A 16,093-nucleotide genomic window follows, 5' to 3' on the forward strand; every position below is an offset into this window, starting at 1 on the left:
TGTGCCATGCGCCTTTCCCTACTGCTCCTTTTTCTGGCCGGCTTGCTGTCCCAAACCACGGCCGATCAAACCGCGGAAACCACACAGCTCCTAACTGCAGGCTGGCGCTTTCACCAGTCGGGCAAGGAGGGCTGGCTGCCCGCCGCCGTGCCCGGTAGCGTGCACACCGATTTGCTGGCCGCCAGGCGGATTGCCGACCCGCTCTACCGCGATAATGAGCTGCAGCAGCAATGGATTGGCAAGGCCGATTGGGACTACGAAACAACCTTTACCGTCACCCCTGAAACGCTGCGCCGCTCCAATCTGGAGTTGGTCTTCAAGGGACTCGATACCTACGCCGACGTGACGCTGAATGACGCCGCTATTCTACACACCGACAACATGTTTCGGGAGTGGCGGGTGAACGTGAAGCCGCAGTTGCGAGCCGGCGAAAACCGCCTGCACCTCCACTTTCGCTCGCCGCTGAATGAAGTGGTCGGCCTGCCGGCTAAATACGGCTTTCCGCTCTACGCTACTAACGACGAGCAGGCCATGGCCGTGGTGGACGACAAAGGCCCCGTGTTGAGCCCCTACACCCGCAAAGCGCCCTACCAATACGGCTGGGATTGGGGGCCGCGCTTCGTCACGGCCGGCATCTGGCAGCCGGTGCAGCTCGAAGCCTGGGACGACGCGCGCATCAGCGACTTCCACGTGGTGCAACGCAGCTTGAGCGACGAGGCCGCGCAGCTCGGCTTTGTAGTGGAGTACGATGGCGCAGCGGCCCTGCGAAACCCCGCCGCTACGCTGCTCATCGAAGCATTGGGACCGGACGGAAAGCCCGTGGGACCACGCCTGGAGCAGGCCGTGACGCTCCAATCCAATCAGCAGCAAATAAGAGCCGAAATGCGGCTCGACAAGCCGCAACGCTGGTTTCCGGCGGGCTACGGGGCACAGGCGCTTTACACTTTTACGGCGCGGCTGGTACAGGGCGGGCGGCCCTTGGATGCGGCCCGCAAGCGCATCGGCCTGCGCACGCTGGAAGTGCGCCGGGAGCGGGACCAATACGGCAAGTCATTCGAATTTGTGGTGAACGGTATCCCGGTCTTTGCCAAGGGGGCTAACTGGATTCCGGCCGATATTTTCCCCACCCGCGTCACCAACCAGCGCTACCGCCAGCTATTGCAGTCGGCCAAAGATTGCAACATGAACATGGTGCGGGTATGGGGCGGTGGCATCTACGAGAACGATTATTTCTACGACACCTGCGACGAGCTGGGCTTGCTGGTCTGGCAGGATTTCATGTTCGCCTGCACGTTCTACCCCGGCAACCCGGAGTTTGTGGACAATGTGCGGGAGGAGGCCACCTACCAGGTACGCCGCCTGCGCGACCACCCTAGCCTGGCCATCTGGGTGGGCAACAATGAGAACGAGGTAGCTTGGCAGGACTGGAACATCCCCAGCATCATCGGGGCCGCGCATCAGAAGGAAGTGTGGGGCGACTATCTACGGATGTTCAACGACGTGCTGCCGGCGGTGCTGCGCGCCCACGACCCCAGCCGCCTCTACTGGCCCTCCAGCCCCTCGGCCAATTACGAAGACCTGGCCAGCCACCAGAACAACGGCGACATGCACTACTGGGCCGTGTGGGCCGGCACCGACCCGCTCTCGGCCTACGAAAAGCAGGTGCCGCGCTTCATGAGCGAGTACGGCTTCCAGTCGTTTCCCGAGCTGAAATCGGTGCAGCAGTTCGCTGCGCCCACCGATTATGATATTGCTTCGCCCGTCATGCGCGAGCACCAGCGCAGCCAAGCCGGCAACCCGCGCCTGCTCGAATACCTGCGGCGCGACTTCCGCGAGCCCAAGGATTTCCCCTCGTTTCTCTACGTGAGCCAGGTATTGCAGGCCCACGCCATCAAGATTGCCGCCGAGCACCTGCGCCGCAACCGGCCCCGCGTGATGGGCTCGCTGTACTGGCAGCTCGACGACTGCTGGGGCGCAGCCTCGTGGTCGTCCATTGACTATTACGGCCGCTGGAAAGCCCTGCAGTACTACGCCAAGCGCTTCTACGCCGACCTGCTGCTCAGCCCGCACGAAGAAGGCGACAACGTGCGCTTCTACGTGGTGTCAGACCGCCTCACCGCCATGCCTGCCCAGTTGCAAGTGCGCCTGCTGGACTTCACCGGGCGCGCCTTATTTCAGCAAACCCAAGCCCTGCAAATCGAGCCGCTGACCAGTAAAGTCTACCTCGACATCCCCCGAAAAAAGCTGCTGAAAGGCCATAATCCCAAGCAGGTAGTACTCAGCTGCGAAGTACTGGCTGCCGACGGCACCACGCTGGCCACCAGCACCCACTATTTCGCCGCGCCCAAAAAAATGACGTTGCCCCACCCAGATATCACCACCGCCTGGAAGCCGCTCACCGACAGTACCTACCAGCTCATCCTGCAAGGCAAAACCCTGGCCCGCGACGTGAACCTGACGCTCGCGGAAGGCGACGGCTTTTTTGAAGACAACTATTTCGACCTGCTGCCCGGCCAACCCAGAACCGTGACCTTCCGTAGCCTCGGCCCCACCTCGGCCCAGCAACTTCAGCGGCAGCTGCGCCTGCAGTCGCTGGCCGATGCTTTTTAAGACAGAAATCACCGGCTAATTCTCTCTGCATCTTCCTGTTTCTCATGGCTGCCCCTCCCGCCCAGGCTTCCCGCGCTACCGTCATTGCTGCGACCGGCCTTACCACCAATTATACCTCGGCTCTGAGCGCCGTAACGGTGCTGTTCTTTCTCTGGGGCTTCATCACCTGCCTCAACGACATCCTGATTCCGTACCTGAAAGCCATTTTTCAGCTCTCTTTCGCCCAGGCCAACCTGATTAATCTGTGCTTCTTTGGGGCGTATTTTCTGGTGAGCATACCGGCCGGCAAGCTGGTGGCGCGGCTGGGCTACAAGCGCGGGATGCTGCTGGGCTTTGGGGTGGCGGCCGTTGGTGCCTTCCTGTTTTACCCGGCGGCCGCGCAACGGGCTTACGGTTTGTTCTTGGGGGCGCTGTTTGTGCTGGCGTCGGGCATTACGCTGCTGCAGGTAGCGGCCAATCCGTACGTGGCCATCCTGGGGCCGCCTTCCTCAGCCTCGGCCCGCCTCACGCTCACGCAGGCCTTCAACTCGTTGGGCACCACACTGGCCCCACTGCTGGGCAGTGCCCTTATCCTGAACCATCTGCCTAAGCTCGATAACGCTACCACCGCAGCCAGCATCGACGTAACCGCCGTACAGTTGCCCTACCTCGTTATTGGGGTGGCACTGCTGCTCATCAGCCTGGTGCTGAGTCGTATTGCTCTTCCCGTCATAACCCATGTCGCCGACGATGATGCCCAGACTGGCGCCCATCATCATAGCGCCTGGCAGTACCGCCACCTGCTGCTGGGCGTGGTGGGCATTTTCGCCTACGTGGGGGCCGAAGTGGCCATCGGCTCACACATTGTGAGCTACGTAGCGATGCCCAGCGTCATGGGCCTCGATGCGACGGCAGCCGGCAACAAAGTGGCTTTTTATTGGGGTGCGGCCATGGTAGGCCGCTTCGCCGGCGCGTACCTGCTCAACAAGTTCTCGCCCACTAGGCTGCTGGCCCTGAATGCCGTGGGCGCGGTGGCGCTGGTGCTCATTTCCATCAATACCACGGGCGCGGTAGCCATGTGGAGCCTGCTGGCCGTGGGCCTGATGAACTCGCTGATGTACCCCACCATCTTCACTTTGGCTGTAGCTGGTTTGGGCCGCCACACTGAAGAAGGCTCCGGGCTGCTCTGCACCGCCATCGTGGGCGGAGCGCTGGTGCCCCTGCTGTTCGGCACGCTGGCCGACCACTTTGGGCTGCGCCTCGCGCTGCTGCTGCCGGTGCTGTGCTATGCTTACATCATGTGGTATGGGCTGCGCGGCAGCCGGCGGGTCGCTAATGCCTGAGCTAATGAATGGTCGGCGCCTTTAAAACAACCTTCTAGCCTTTTCGCAATGAAACCAAGCCACTTTTTGCTGCTGCTGACGCTGCAAGTGCCAGTAGCTGCCGGTGCCCAATCGGCCAAACCGACCCTCGCGTTGCCGGCCAACCAGGTGCGCCTGGCCGCTGGGTTGTTGGAAGGCACCACGGCCGCCAGCGGCATCCGTGAGTTCAAGGGCGTGCCGTTTGCCGCGCCGCCGGTGGACCAGCTGCGCTGGCAGCCGCCGCAGCCCGTGGCAAAATGGTCTGGCGTGCGGTCGGCCAAAGCTTTTGGGCCCCGCGCCATGCAGTTGCCGCTGTACGGCGACATGAATTTTCGCTCCAACGGCGTGAGCGAAGACTGTTTGTACCTGAACGTGTGGACGCCCGCCAAATCGGCCCAAGAGCGGCGGCCGGTGCTGGTGTATTTCTACGGTGGCGGCTTCAATGCCGGCGACGGCTCCGAGCCGCGCTACGACGGCGAGAGCATGGCCCGTCAGGGCATTGTGGCCGTCACGGTGAACTACCGGCTGGACGTGTTCGGCTTCTTCACGCACCCGGCCCTCACGCAGGAATCACCAAACCACGCTTCTGGCAACTACGGCCTGCTCGACCAGCAAGCCGCCCTGCGCTGGGTGCAGCAGAACATCGCGGCCTTTGGCGGCGACCCGCAATACGTCACCATTGCCGGCGAGTCGGCCGGGTCGGTTTCAGTGAGTGCGCAGTTGGCCGCGCCCGGCTCGCGCAATACTTTTCAGCAGGCCATTGGCGAAAGCGGCTCGATGCTAAGTGCCGACCGCGCCCCCATGCCTTTGGCCGAAGCCGAGCAGGCCGGCGTGACATTTGCGGCCCAGATAGGCGCCGCCTCGCTCGATGCACTTCGGGCTTTGCCCGCGCAGCAATTGCTGGAAGCGGCTGGCAAAGCCGACGCCCCACGGTTCCGGCCGGTGGTTGATGAGTACTTCTTCACCAAGACGCCGCTGGCGACCTATGCGGCCGGCGAACAAGCTAAAGTGCCGCTGCTGGTAGGCTGGAATTCGCAGGAAGTGGACTATCATTCGCTGCTGGGCCAAACCCCGCCCACACTGGGGAACTACCGCGCCGCTGTGCAAAAGCTCTACGGCCCTCGTGCCGACGAAGCCCTGCAACGCTACGCCGCTACCACCGATGCTGAAGCCGAGCAAGCGGCTACCGACTTGGCCGCCGACCGCTTCACGGCCTATGCAACCTGGAAATGGGCCGACCTGCACGGCCAAACCAGCGGCCAGCCGGTGTACCGCTACCTCTACGCGCACCCGCGCCCGGCCATGACGCCGGCCATGGGCAATGCCACCGCGGGCCTGGCCGGTGGCGTGGTACAGCAGCCGGCTTCGGCCCCCAAAACGCCGCTCGCCAAAGGCGCAGTGCATTCGGCCGAGATTGAATACGCCCTGGGCAACCTGGCCACCAACAAGGTCTACGCTTGGACGCCAGCCGACTATCAACTCTCGAAAACCATGCAGGCCTACTTTGTCAACTTCATCAAAACCGGCAACCCCAACGGCACCGGCCTGCCCGCCTGGCCGACCATCAACCGCCCACCCGCCGGCCAAATTCTGCGCCTCGACCTCACCACCCAAGTCATGCTGGAGCCCCACCGGGCGCGGTACGAGTTTCTGGACCAACCAATCAACAAGTAATTTCCTCATGGAAACCCTAACCACTCAAAAAGAAACGCTTTTTCAACAAGTTGCCGACCGGCTGCAGGCGCAGGGGTTTCGCATCAGCCAACGGGATGAGTCGCGGCCCTGGGGCGGCTTTTTTGTAATCGACGAAGCCCAAGCCCAGCAGTTTGCCGACACGTATTTTGATGGGCTGTCCGTTGAAGAGTTGCGCATTGCTGGCCAACTGAGCCCGAAGGTGCTGCTGGTGGCCCCGCAGGCGCGCCTGAGCTGGCAGTACCACCGCCGGCGGGCCGAAATCTGGCAGGTGGTGCAGGGCCCCGTGGGCGTGGCCACCAGCGACACCGACACCGAAGGGGAGGTGCAGCCATACGCGCCGGGCGCGCAGATTACCCTTCGCCAGGGCGAGCGCCACCGCTTGGTGGGACTCGCAGGCTGGGGCGTGGTGGCCGAAATATGGCAGCATACCGACGCGGGTCAGCCGTCTGATGAGGACGACATCGTACGCGTGCAGGACGACTTTGGGCGCTAAGCCCTTGCCAAAGGAAATTTCTTGTCTGCGCTCATCCAATATGAAAACGAGCTTCTGCTTCTGGGCCGGCCTGCTGACCATTGCCAGCCACGTTGCGCCCGCCCAAACGCCGCGCCCCAAGCCCACGGCCGCTTACTCAGTAGAGGGAAAAACTGCGGCCGTGTACACCACGGCTGCCAATACGGACCTGCGCTTAGCTACCGGCCCGCCGCTGGCGTTCCAGCCCGTGGGCCAGCCTCTAGAAAAGGATTTCTACGTGCTGCTTGACCCCGACCACTCGTTTCAGACGCTGCTGGGCATCGGCGGGGCACTGACGGATGCCTCGGCCGAAGTGTTTGCCAAGCTGCCCAAAGCCCGGCAGGCGGAGTTTATGCGGGCCTACTTCAGCCCGACGGAGGGCATTGGCTACTCGTTGGGCCGCACCAGCATTCACAGCTGTGATTTCAGCAGCGCGCCCTATACCTACGTGGCCGAGAACGACAAGGCGTTGAAAACCTTCAGCGTGCGGCACGATGAGGAGTTCCGCATTCCCTTCATTAAGCAGACTATGCAGATGGCCGGCGGCCACTTCACACTCTACGCCTCGCCCTGGAGCCCGCCGGGCTGGATGAAAACCAATCACGACCCTCTCCATGGCGGTGAGCTGCTGCCCGAGTTCCGCCAGGCCTGGGCCGACTACTGCGCCCGGTTCATTCAGGAGTACGAAAAGCAGGGTATTCCCATCTGGGGCATGACGGTGCAGAACGAACCCATGGCCACCCAAACCTGGGAGTCGTGCGTGTTTACCGGCGAGCAGGAGCGCGACTTCGTGAAGAACTATCTGGGCCCTACCATGCAGAAGAGCGGCCTGGGCAGCAAGAAGCTCATCGCCTGGGACCACAACCGTGACCTGATGTACGAGCGGGCTAAAACCGTGTACGCCGACCCCGAAGCCAGCAAATATCTCTGGGGCATCGGCTACCACTGGTACGAGGGCTGGACCAACACCGGAATGCTGTTTGACAACGTGCGCCGCGTGCACGATGCCTTCCCCGACAAGAACCTGCTCTTCACGGAAGGCTGCAACGGTAACTTCAGGTTCGACCGCCTCAATGACTGGACCCTGGGCGAGCGCTACGGCTATTCCATCATCAACGACTTCAACGCCGGCACCGTGGGCTGGACCGATTGGAACGTGCTGCTGGACGAAAAAGGCGGCCCGAACCACGTGCAGAACTACTGTTTCGCGCCGGTCATCGCCGATACCCGCACCGGCCAGCTCATCTACACGAATGCCTACCATTATATTGGCCACTTCTCCAAGTTCATTCGGCCCGGGGCCAAGCGCCTGAGCTGTGCCTCCAACCGCGACTGGCTCCAGACCACGGCCTTCCGCAACCCCGATGGCTCGGTGGCCGTGGTAGTGCTCAACCGCACCGACCAGGCCCGGAATTTTCAGCTCTGGGTGGCCGGCCGGGCTGCACCAGTCACCAGTGCGGCTCATTCTATCATGACCTTTGTAATCAATTGATTCGGGTTTGATGCACGTTTAGCGCCTAAATATCTGGGCAAGGTATTTTTTTAACGCGCACTCTGAATGTGGCTTAGCGTCTTATCCAAATCGGTCCGGCAGTCGGGGCGGGCCAGAAGCTTATCAAACAGGTCGAGGGCGGCTTCCGTATCGGCGTTATCCGAAGTGTGATGGGGCAGACGAGTATATGCCTCAATAAGTACCTCTAAGGCCTTCTTAGCATAGAAATAGCTTCGGGTAACCGGAATTTGGGAGAATAGCGTATCCAGCGCGGCAATGCATCTGACCGGGTGCTGCTTGACATTTTTGGCCAAATAGTCAGTCACGAAATGAAATTCGCGCCCCGTGTCCAGCGCGCAGATTGCCAGGTAGGTGGGGAGCAGCGGATAAATGCGGTCGAAGTCTTCAATGGGCAAATCAATGAAAAGCGAATCCAAAGCTCGTTGCAGCTTATCCGTTAAAGGGGGGCTTAGGAACCGTTCGAAAGCATCAAAGACGAGTTGATTATCGGGCCAATCGGTATAGCCGTCCCGCAATTGCTTTAAAGTGGTCGCCCGTAAATCTGGGTCGAGTTTCCACAGGTGCACCAATAATTTGTACGCGACGGGCTCATTATGGCCCCATTGCACGGTCAGTATTTTGGTGATGGGCTTCCAAGCCTGCTCGGTAGCCAGAGCTTGCTGGCAAAGCCGTAGAAAAGCGTCTTTATCCTGCCAAATCAAATATTGCAGCGACCACAGGCCAGGCGCCAGCAATTGATAATCGGTGCCCACCAGCTCAATGAAAAGAGCCACGACTTGGGCGGGTGGCGTCTTCGTATTGAGCAACATGCCCACGTAATGCGCCGCCGCCGCTCGGACATACAAAGAGCCCTGGGCGGCTATCGTATGTAGCACAGCCACAACATCCGGCACTACCTCGTGTGGGAGCTTTTCGGACAGCAGATTATACACCGCCTGGCCACCCGTAGAGCGTAACGCCTGGTTAATCAATTCCACCTCCTTCTGGTCATCGGAGGAGGTGGGCACAGAGTCAAGATTAGCCCTTATCAGGGCAAGGTCCATGCGGATGTCATTGGGAAGGGCTTCTATTCGTTCACCATCAATGTCGAATTCATTCCGGCGCAGATAACGCACCGTTTCGTCGGTTAAAAGGCCGGTTTGTAGGGCTTGGTCGAGTAGTGGCGCAGCTAACTTGGGCGCTGCTCGATAGAGCTCAGGGAGCAGTCTCTTTATACTTTCATCCTGATTATCGAGTAGGTGCTGTAGCAGCGGGCACCAATCGGCAGGGGTCGCTTTTATTAATTCCCCAAGCTGCCTGCACAAGCCATCATAGGTGCCTCCTTTTAGCCAAAAATCACGCGGCTTGTCGCGGTGTTTGTGCAAGGCCTTCGACCAACCGACCCTCGTAACGGCCTCAATCTTCCAATGCTCGGCAGGTGATGGGTCGCCGCCGGTGGTGACCCAACCAGAAGGCCTTGGCTTTTCGTTGGGAATATTGCCCCACTTCCGGAGCAGTTGCTTCTGGAGTTGCTCCAGCTCCTTGAATTCAGCTAACCTTTCGGGAGTTAGTGCGAGCAGAAGGCGCAGGGTTGCATAACCAAACCCATTGAATATCCTGCGCCGGCCGTTCTTCTCGTAGATTTCTTCATCAATTAACGTGCTGCGGCTGACCAGCAAGCTGCTAAGATGCGCTCGTTGGCTCGGCGAAGCTGCATCCCAAACAACGGGCAGGAGGTTGAGCGCAGTATAGCCGATAGGACTACGACGGGCCGCCGCGGCTAGCCAACCCGGCTTGGTAAAAAGGCGAAACAGTGGATTGATGAATCCAGCCGGATTAGCCGCCGCCGCTGATAAGGCATACCGAAATAGAACGTCGTGGCGGCTGTGCAACCATTTTGTAATCAGCTTGCGATACGGGGAATCAGGTAGCGCTGCCTGTTCCGTCAGAAATTCTTCCACATAATGCCGCACGGCCTCTGAGGCGTTGTGGGGTTCGGGTAAGTCCCTATCTGTGTCGTCCAGAAAGTATGGGCCTGATACCATCGGGTATTTACTACGATATGGAATCCGGTCGAGGCTGCGAGGAAGGTTTGCCTGCTTTATCCAAGTGCGGAGCAAGCTGCTGGAAAGCTTGAAACAGATGCTTGGGGCCGATTTGTAGAGGCTTTTGAACACTTGCGACTGCATATGGTCTTCGTGCTGCGCATGGGCAGAATTCATGTTCGGCCAATGCGCAAGCTGCTCATAGGTCTTCGTGGCGACCCATTCGGGCAGCGTGGCGCTGGCATCTTTCAGGATGTGCCAAAACCAGAACTGTTGCTGCGGGACTACTTCGGCGGTGTACACCTGCTCGAATAAGGACGGGAACAGCGGATGGTCGAAGGCCGTGATGGTGCTCAGGACCTGCCTTATCCAATCGGGTTTGTGTTCGTCGTCAGGTAGCGCAGCCACCTGCTCCAATGCCAAATCGGGGGCGTATTGTGCGAGCCGCCAGAAGATGACATGACTACTTGAGCCCTGGCTCACCGGCGTCGGAGCGGGCATTAACAGCCGGAATATGGCCGGCGTTACCAGCCAGCTCAGCCACGCCCGGCTACGCACCACCTCCAAAAAGGCGGGCAGAAGCATGGCATCGGGGAGGACGTACGCGTGGGCAATCGTGCGTTCCTCGTCGTCGGGCAGGTGCTGAGAGCCCAGGTATTGGGTCAGCAGCAGCTTGATGTGCATGCGGCATCGAGCGGTGCTGAGTAACTGCTGAATGGCCATGCCGTACGCTTCAGAATCGACGTTGCGCAGGTAGCCCAGCACTTGTTGAATCGGGGAGCGTTGGAACAGGCCTTGGCCGGATTGCAATACAAAATCGGCGAGTGGCTGCCCCGAGGCTACAAAGTGCCGGGCAAAGAGGTATTCGTAAAAGGATTGGTGAAAAAAGGCGACCTGTTGGCCCGCTCGCCCGATTTCGGTCAGGATGCCTCGGCTGCGCAGGTACTGAAATACTTCCTCGTCGGCCTCTTTGTATTTGAACTTGGGTAGTGTTAGCGTTTGGCCATCATGCATCGCCCAGGCCATGTCGGTCAGGTAGGTTTTGACGCGCATGGCCGTGATGCCGACAGGCAGCCGGGTACGATTTATCAGGTAGTGGTCGATAAGGCGCTCGTACAGCCCCTGTACGCTTGAAATCGGGGCACCGCTACGCGCCTCGTCATCCAGGGCGCAGTAAAGGGCCAAGTGCAGCGGAACCCGCAACAATTCTTGTAATGCAGGTGCAAGGCCCGTCAGCGCAGGTGCTACCCGCACCGCTTTGAGGGCCGCGCCGACCTGCTCCAGGCTGAGCAGCGGCACCTCGATTGCGAGCGCTTGCCGGATGAGCGCCAGTTCTGGGTCGTGCTGCAAATCGAAGGTGCGGCACGAGAGCACGAGGCGAACATAAGGCAATTTGGCTAAGTCGTCAATTAGTTCGGTGTAGCTGTTGAGGTAGCCCCGGTCGGCCGATAGGCACATGGACAACGCATCGAGTTGGTCGATGATAACCACGGCCGGTCGCTCACGAGTCGCCACCGTGGCCAGCGCCGGCTGTAAAGGATGGAGCAACCCGGCTAGCCGAATTTCTTGCAGCAATTCGCCTTTGGTCTGCCCTTTCGTGCGGTCGGCTTTCAGCCCCAGAACCGGCATGTGCAGGGCCTGAGCGGCCAGGCAGAGGTCGCGGAGCAACACCGTTTTGCCCACGCCGGCCCCGCCGATAATAACGCGGCTTCGCAGGGCGCTGTCCGGTTGGCCGGGCTGCCGGGTTAGTGTGGGAGTTTGTAGCCAGTCCAACAGGTCGGCTATCTCGGGTCGGTCGATGTGGTGAGGGGGCAATTGGCCAATCGTGGCGGGCGCATCGGTCAGCGTCGTGCTGGCCGCCTGCAATTGGGCCATCACCTCCGCCGCGGCAGCGGGGAGGATAAGCGGTTGGCCATGCGTGGTGAGTTCCTCCCGAATGTCAGTGGGTGTCAACTCAATCGAGTCAGCGCCGGCCCGCAAAGCGAGCGTAAGCAGGATGTTTTTTGCCGCAACAGCATCGGCGGTGTGGGGCCGCAGGCGCAACAGCAAAAGCTCCTCGATGTAGGAAGCTGGAGCAATAATCAGCTCAATCTGCTGCAGAAAGGGCAGTACCGCTGCACGAGGCAGGGGGGCGGTGGGCAGCGTCTGCAGGGTTTCTTCGATGGTGGCGAAGACCTTGAACGCGGCGGGGCCTAAGTCGTATTCCAGCCGGACGAGCGTGGCCGTCTTGGCACGCTCTAGGCAGCTGACCAGCGTTGGGTCGATGGGTGTTTGTGTTACCAGTAGGAGCCGAGCATCCGGCCGTTGCTTGTGCTGTTTCAGAAAGTCAGCCCAGATGCCCCGGTCACGCAGGTGTTTAACGTCCCAGGTCGCATGACTGCCCCGGTATTTCAGGCTGATGTATTCAGCAGAACCGTCCTGATGAACAATCATCAAATCATCAACCGCCGGCTTTTGTGCGATGAACATATGCTCGTCGGCCAACACGGGCAGCACGTCGTGATGTGCCTCGGCGCATAGCGAACCAATACCCTCCTCGGTGATGGCTTCGGCAAAGCGCGAGGCGGTGTACAAAACCTGATACGCGACCCCAGACAAGGTAGCGGAGCCTCCGGCACGGGACATAACGCGGCTAGGTAAGATTGAGCTGACTGCGGTAGTGCCGCCGGCTTGGCAAAGTGGGAAGTGACAAGCATCCCTTCGGAGCGGAGTAGTATAAATTTTGTCGAGCAGCTACTCCAAAATGCATATTTCGCTTTGAAATTTACGCTAGACGGAAGCAAAAAACTTATAGATAAATCCTGCACCTGCTTTCCAGACTGGCCCGTTTCCCCATGAGGTTGACCCGGGGGGTACAATGAGGGATGACCTGCTCCCCGAAAAATGTTTTTAATTTTTTTCACCCTTTGTGCAGAGTTAGCATTTACCTCTGTGCAAAGATGAATCGCAGCACTCATGCCCGCTACGCGGTCAGCTATGCGTACCTGTGTGCGTTGAGAGCAGATTTGGCTGGGTAACGGGTCTTGGAGAGGTGGCATGCTCTTCGAAAAACGAAACCGGTTAATTCAAGCTTGGTACGGGCTTGAATTAACCGGTTTGGGGCTTGGTATGCGCGACTACTCAGCTATTTCCAGCTCCTCCGCGATGCTGGCGAATTGCGCCAGCGCGGCCTGCAGGTTCTCGGTAATTTCGAGGGCCAACACGTCGGGGGCGGGCAGGGTGGCGCTGTCTTCTAACGCGTCGTCCTTGAGCCAGAAGATATCTAGGTTGACTTTGTCGCGGGCCAGGAGCTGGGCCAGCTCGTAGCGGTGAAATTGCTCGGTTTCCTGGCGCTGGGCGCGTTGGCCGGGCTTGCCGTAGCAGGTAATAAAATCCTGCAGGTGGGCCAGCGTGAGCGGGTTGCTCTTGGGGGTGAAATGCTGGTTAGTGCGTAGGTCGTACACCCACAGGTTTTTGGTCTGGGCCTGCTCAGCGGCGGCGCGCTTCTCGAAGAAGATGACGTTGGCCTTCACGCCTTGGGCATAGAAAATGCCCGTGGGCAGGCGTAGCAGCGTATGCACATCGCAATCCTGCAAGAGCTTGCGACGGATTGTTTCGCCGGCCCCGCCCTCAAACAGCACGTTGTCGGGCAGCACCACGGCGGCCGTGCCGCCCACCTTGAGAATGGTATAGATATGCTGTACGAAGTTGAGCTGCTTGTTCGAGGTGGTGGCCACGAAATCGGTGCGCTCGTAGCTGAGCGTGTCCTTGCTGGTCTGACCTTCCTCGTTCATCACCGTGATGCTGCTCTTCTTGCCAAAGGGCGGGTTGGCCAGGATGAAGTCATACCGCTCGCCGGGGTCGGAGAGCAGCGAATCCTGGTTCTTCACCGGGCTTTCGGTCGAGCCCACGCCGTGCAGGTAGAGGTTCATGGCAGCCAGGCGCACCACCGAGTCCACGATGTCGGTGCCGTAGAAGGTGTGGTCGCGCAAGAACTTGAGCTGCTCGCGGTCCATCTCGGCCCCGTAGGTGTCCACGAGGTAGTCGCGGGCTACCAGCAGGAAGCCGGCGGTGCCGCAGGCCGGGTCGCAGATGGTCTGGCCCGGCGTGGGGGCCACGGCCTCCACAATGGCCTGGATGAGCGGGCGCGGGGTGAAATACTGGCCCGCGCCGCCTTTCACGTCCTCGGCATTCTTTTGCAGCAGGCCTTCGTAAATCTCGCCCTTCACGTCGAAGCCCAGACCCGACCAGTTTTCGCGGTCGATAAGCACCAGCAGGTGCTTGAGGCGGGCCGGGTTCTGAATCTTGTTTTGAGCTTTCTTGAAGATGACGCCGAGCATACCCGGCTCCTTGCCCAGGTCGGTGAGGATGTGGCGGTACTGTACTTCCAAGGCATCGCCTTCGAGGGCGCGCAGGCTTTCCCAATCCTTACCCTCAGGCACGGCGGGGGCGTTGGGTGCGCCAGCCTGCTCGTCGGCCATTTTTAGGAACAGCAGGTAGGTGATTTGCTCGACATAGTCGCCGTAGCCTACGCCGTCGTCGCGGAGCACGGTGGCGTAGCCCCAGACGCGCTGGACGAGAGATTGAGCGGTAGCATTGAGGGTGGGTTGGTGCATAATGTAATAAGGGGAGATGGGCGAAACTAAGCGCTTTCTTTTTGCGCTGGTCGGCGTCCTGAGAAGATTGATAAAGAAAAAAGTGCATTTTTAGCTCGGGAACGCACTTTCTTTTTTGATTCTTTTTCGATTCTTTTTTTTTATGGCAGCAAAAAATACCTTCTATACGTCTTTCCACTAGAACTTCCTAATACTCCATCCGCGACCATCTTGTAGACCTCTCGACGGATATCAGCAAGGGAAAGCTCTTCGAGGCGACGATGAATTTCCGCCAGTAGCGTGTTCGGATAAGCCCTTACATCTTCTATAATCAAAGCCCGTAGCCGGTGTGGCTCTAGAGTCTTTAAGCTAGGTTTTACGTCCAGATTAGCGGCCGCATAAGCTTTTGGGTTCACCATGTACTCGGTGCTCTTTTTCACGCCCCGCGCCAATACGATATTCCATTCTAATAATCGCCCTAACCAAGTACGTAGCCGTTCCTCTTGCCTCAACTGTAAAGCCTGCGTCAGCGCTGAGGCCCCAATAGTACCATGTTGAGCAATGATGCCCAGCGTGATGATTTCCTTCTGCTTAAAGTCGTAGAAGCGGGCCATGGAATCCAGCAACAGTACCGTCGTTGGATTAGGAGCTTTGGCCTGAATGATGACCCGAAGGTTATTGAATGAGTCGTCTATTTCGGGAAGCGGCTTGGCATCCCGACTAAGCTTTTCATAGATGAGGTCGTAGCCGGAACCTTCGCCTTCCATAAGTCCAACAGCCTGGAATGTCTCCATTAAGGCTTGGTTGCGGCGCACGCGCTCATGTAGTATCGTAGTTGGGGTTACGCCTAAGGGCAGATGCCCAGGACTTTCTATCTCCAAGCGGTCGGGGTACACATGGATGGCTACATCGGTAGCAGTCGTATAAAGCCGATGGGCAAACGCATTGGCCAACAATTCGCGCAATACGGCTTCAGGGTATCGACGGACTTGCCGGCGGTAGAGGCCATCGGGAACTTCGTGGTAATAGTGCAACTCGACGCCTCGCGCCATAACATCGTCTAACAAGCGGAGTGGATTGAGTTGGTGGTCGAGCCAGATTTCCTTGCGTATGCGGCGCTCTGCCTCGTCATATACCATATACTGTACCGCCAGCCCGTAGCGTAGCCGAGTTCGTTGGGCTGGGGTGCCGAGCCATAGAATGCCTAGATTAGTCGCTAGCCCATCTTCTCTGATAAGGTTATAGTGGGCAAGTAGCTCAGCATTTGACTTGTTCTTCTGGAATGGGCTAACTTTCTCCGGTGGAGCTTCACGAAGTTTTTGAATGAAGAAGCTGATTTCTGCTGGGTTCAACTCATCAATCGATACGCGTTGGGGCGCTTGTAACTCCCACTGAAAGCCGCTTTTCTCACTCGCCAGCCGTAATAAGTCTTCCCCAACTACAGGCCGACATTGCTCGCCCAAGCGCATGTATACCCGTCCATCAGAAGTTGTCGCAATTGTGCTGAGCGAGGGGTGAATCCAAAGCTGGAGGTACTGCCCACCGTTAGCGCTGGTGATGATATGTGGGTCAGCAATGCCCACGTTGAGTGCCTTACCACCCAGCATCCGTAACAGATTATTGACTTCCTCTTGGTCAAGGCGCTGGTCGGCAGGGGGTAATTCCTGCTTGTCTTCAATGCCAATTTGTAGGGTGCCACCCCGAGCATTTGCTAAGCACACGCAGGTTTTAGCCAGGTCGCTATGGTCGGCAGCCGGCCCAAAAGCCTTACGAATGCTCTTCTTCTCAAAGACGTGGTTCTCGTTCATGTGGCACGAAACTAAAAT

8 protein-coding genes are annotated in these 16,093 nt (G+C 59.0%); 5 read left to right on the forward strand and 3 right to left on the reverse strand.

Features of this window, described 5'->3' with window-relative positions:
- Positions 1-6 precede the first annotated feature (6 nt).
- From ACYVHT_RS16780 to ACYVHT_RS16800, 5 genes are read left to right on the forward strand one after another with little or no spacing between them, the layout of a single operon-like run.
- Positions 7-2,610 (forward strand): beta-mannosidase, encoded by a 2,604-nt coding sequence (locus ACYVHT_RS16780; protein ID WP_460554389.1) that lies wholly within the window; start codon positions 7-9, stop codon positions 2,608-2,610.
- A 44-nt stretch (positions 2,611-2,654) separates the two neighbouring features.
- On the forward strand, positions 2,655-3,932 hold the full coding sequence (locus ACYVHT_RS16785) for a sugar MFS transporter (protein ID WP_460554392.1): 1,278 nt from the start codon (positions 2,655-2,657) through the stop codon (positions 3,930-3,932).
- 48 nt (positions 3,933-3,980) lie between these two features.
- Positions 3,981-5,624, forward strand: coding sequence for a carboxylesterase/lipase family protein (locus tag ACYVHT_RS16790; protein ID WP_460554395.1), 1,644 nt, complete (start codon positions 3,981-3,983; stop codon positions 5,622-5,624).
- Positions 5,625-5,631: 7 nt separating this feature from the next.
- A complete protein-coding gene (locus tag ACYVHT_RS16795) occupies positions 5,632-6,138 on the forward strand; it encodes a cupin domain-containing protein (protein WP_460554398.1) in 507 nt (168 codons plus the stop codon).
- Between the two features lie 40 nt (positions 6,139-6,178).
- Positions 6,179-7,648: a glycoside hydrolase family 30 protein gene (locus ACYVHT_RS16800; RefSeq protein WP_460554401.1), complete on the forward strand. Its 1,470-nt coding sequence runs from the start codon at positions 6,179-6,181 to the stop codon at positions 7,646-7,648.
- A 50-nt stretch (positions 7,649-7,698) separates the two neighbouring features.
- Here ACYVHT_RS16800 and ACYVHT_RS16805 read toward each other — a convergent pair whose 3' ends face one another.
- The 3 genes from ACYVHT_RS16805 to ACYVHT_RS16815 all read right to left on the reverse strand — a co-directional run bounded on the left by ACYVHT_RS16805 (position 7,699) and on the right by ACYVHT_RS16815 (position 16,075).
- Entirely contained in the window at positions 7,699-12,318 is a 4,620-nt protein-coding gene (locus tag ACYVHT_RS16805) for an NACHT domain-containing protein (RefSeq protein WP_460554404.1), read from the reverse strand.
- A 491-nt stretch (positions 12,319-12,809) separates the two neighbouring features.
- A complete protein-coding gene (locus ACYVHT_RS16810) occupies positions 12,810-14,288 on the reverse strand; it encodes a class I SAM-dependent DNA methyltransferase (RefSeq protein WP_460554407.1) in 1,479 nt (492 codons plus the stop codon).
- A 140-nt stretch (positions 14,289-14,428) separates the two neighbouring features.
- Positions 14,429-16,075 carry an ATP-binding protein gene (locus ACYVHT_RS16815; RefSeq protein WP_460554411.1) on the reverse strand — a complete coding sequence of 549 codons (1,647 nt, stop codon included), beginning with the start codon at positions 16,073-16,075 and terminating at the stop codon, positions 14,429-14,431.
- Positions 16,076-16,093: the final 18 nt, after the last annotated feature.

It is taken from the genome of Hymenobacter daeguensis, from assembly GCF_054780555.1.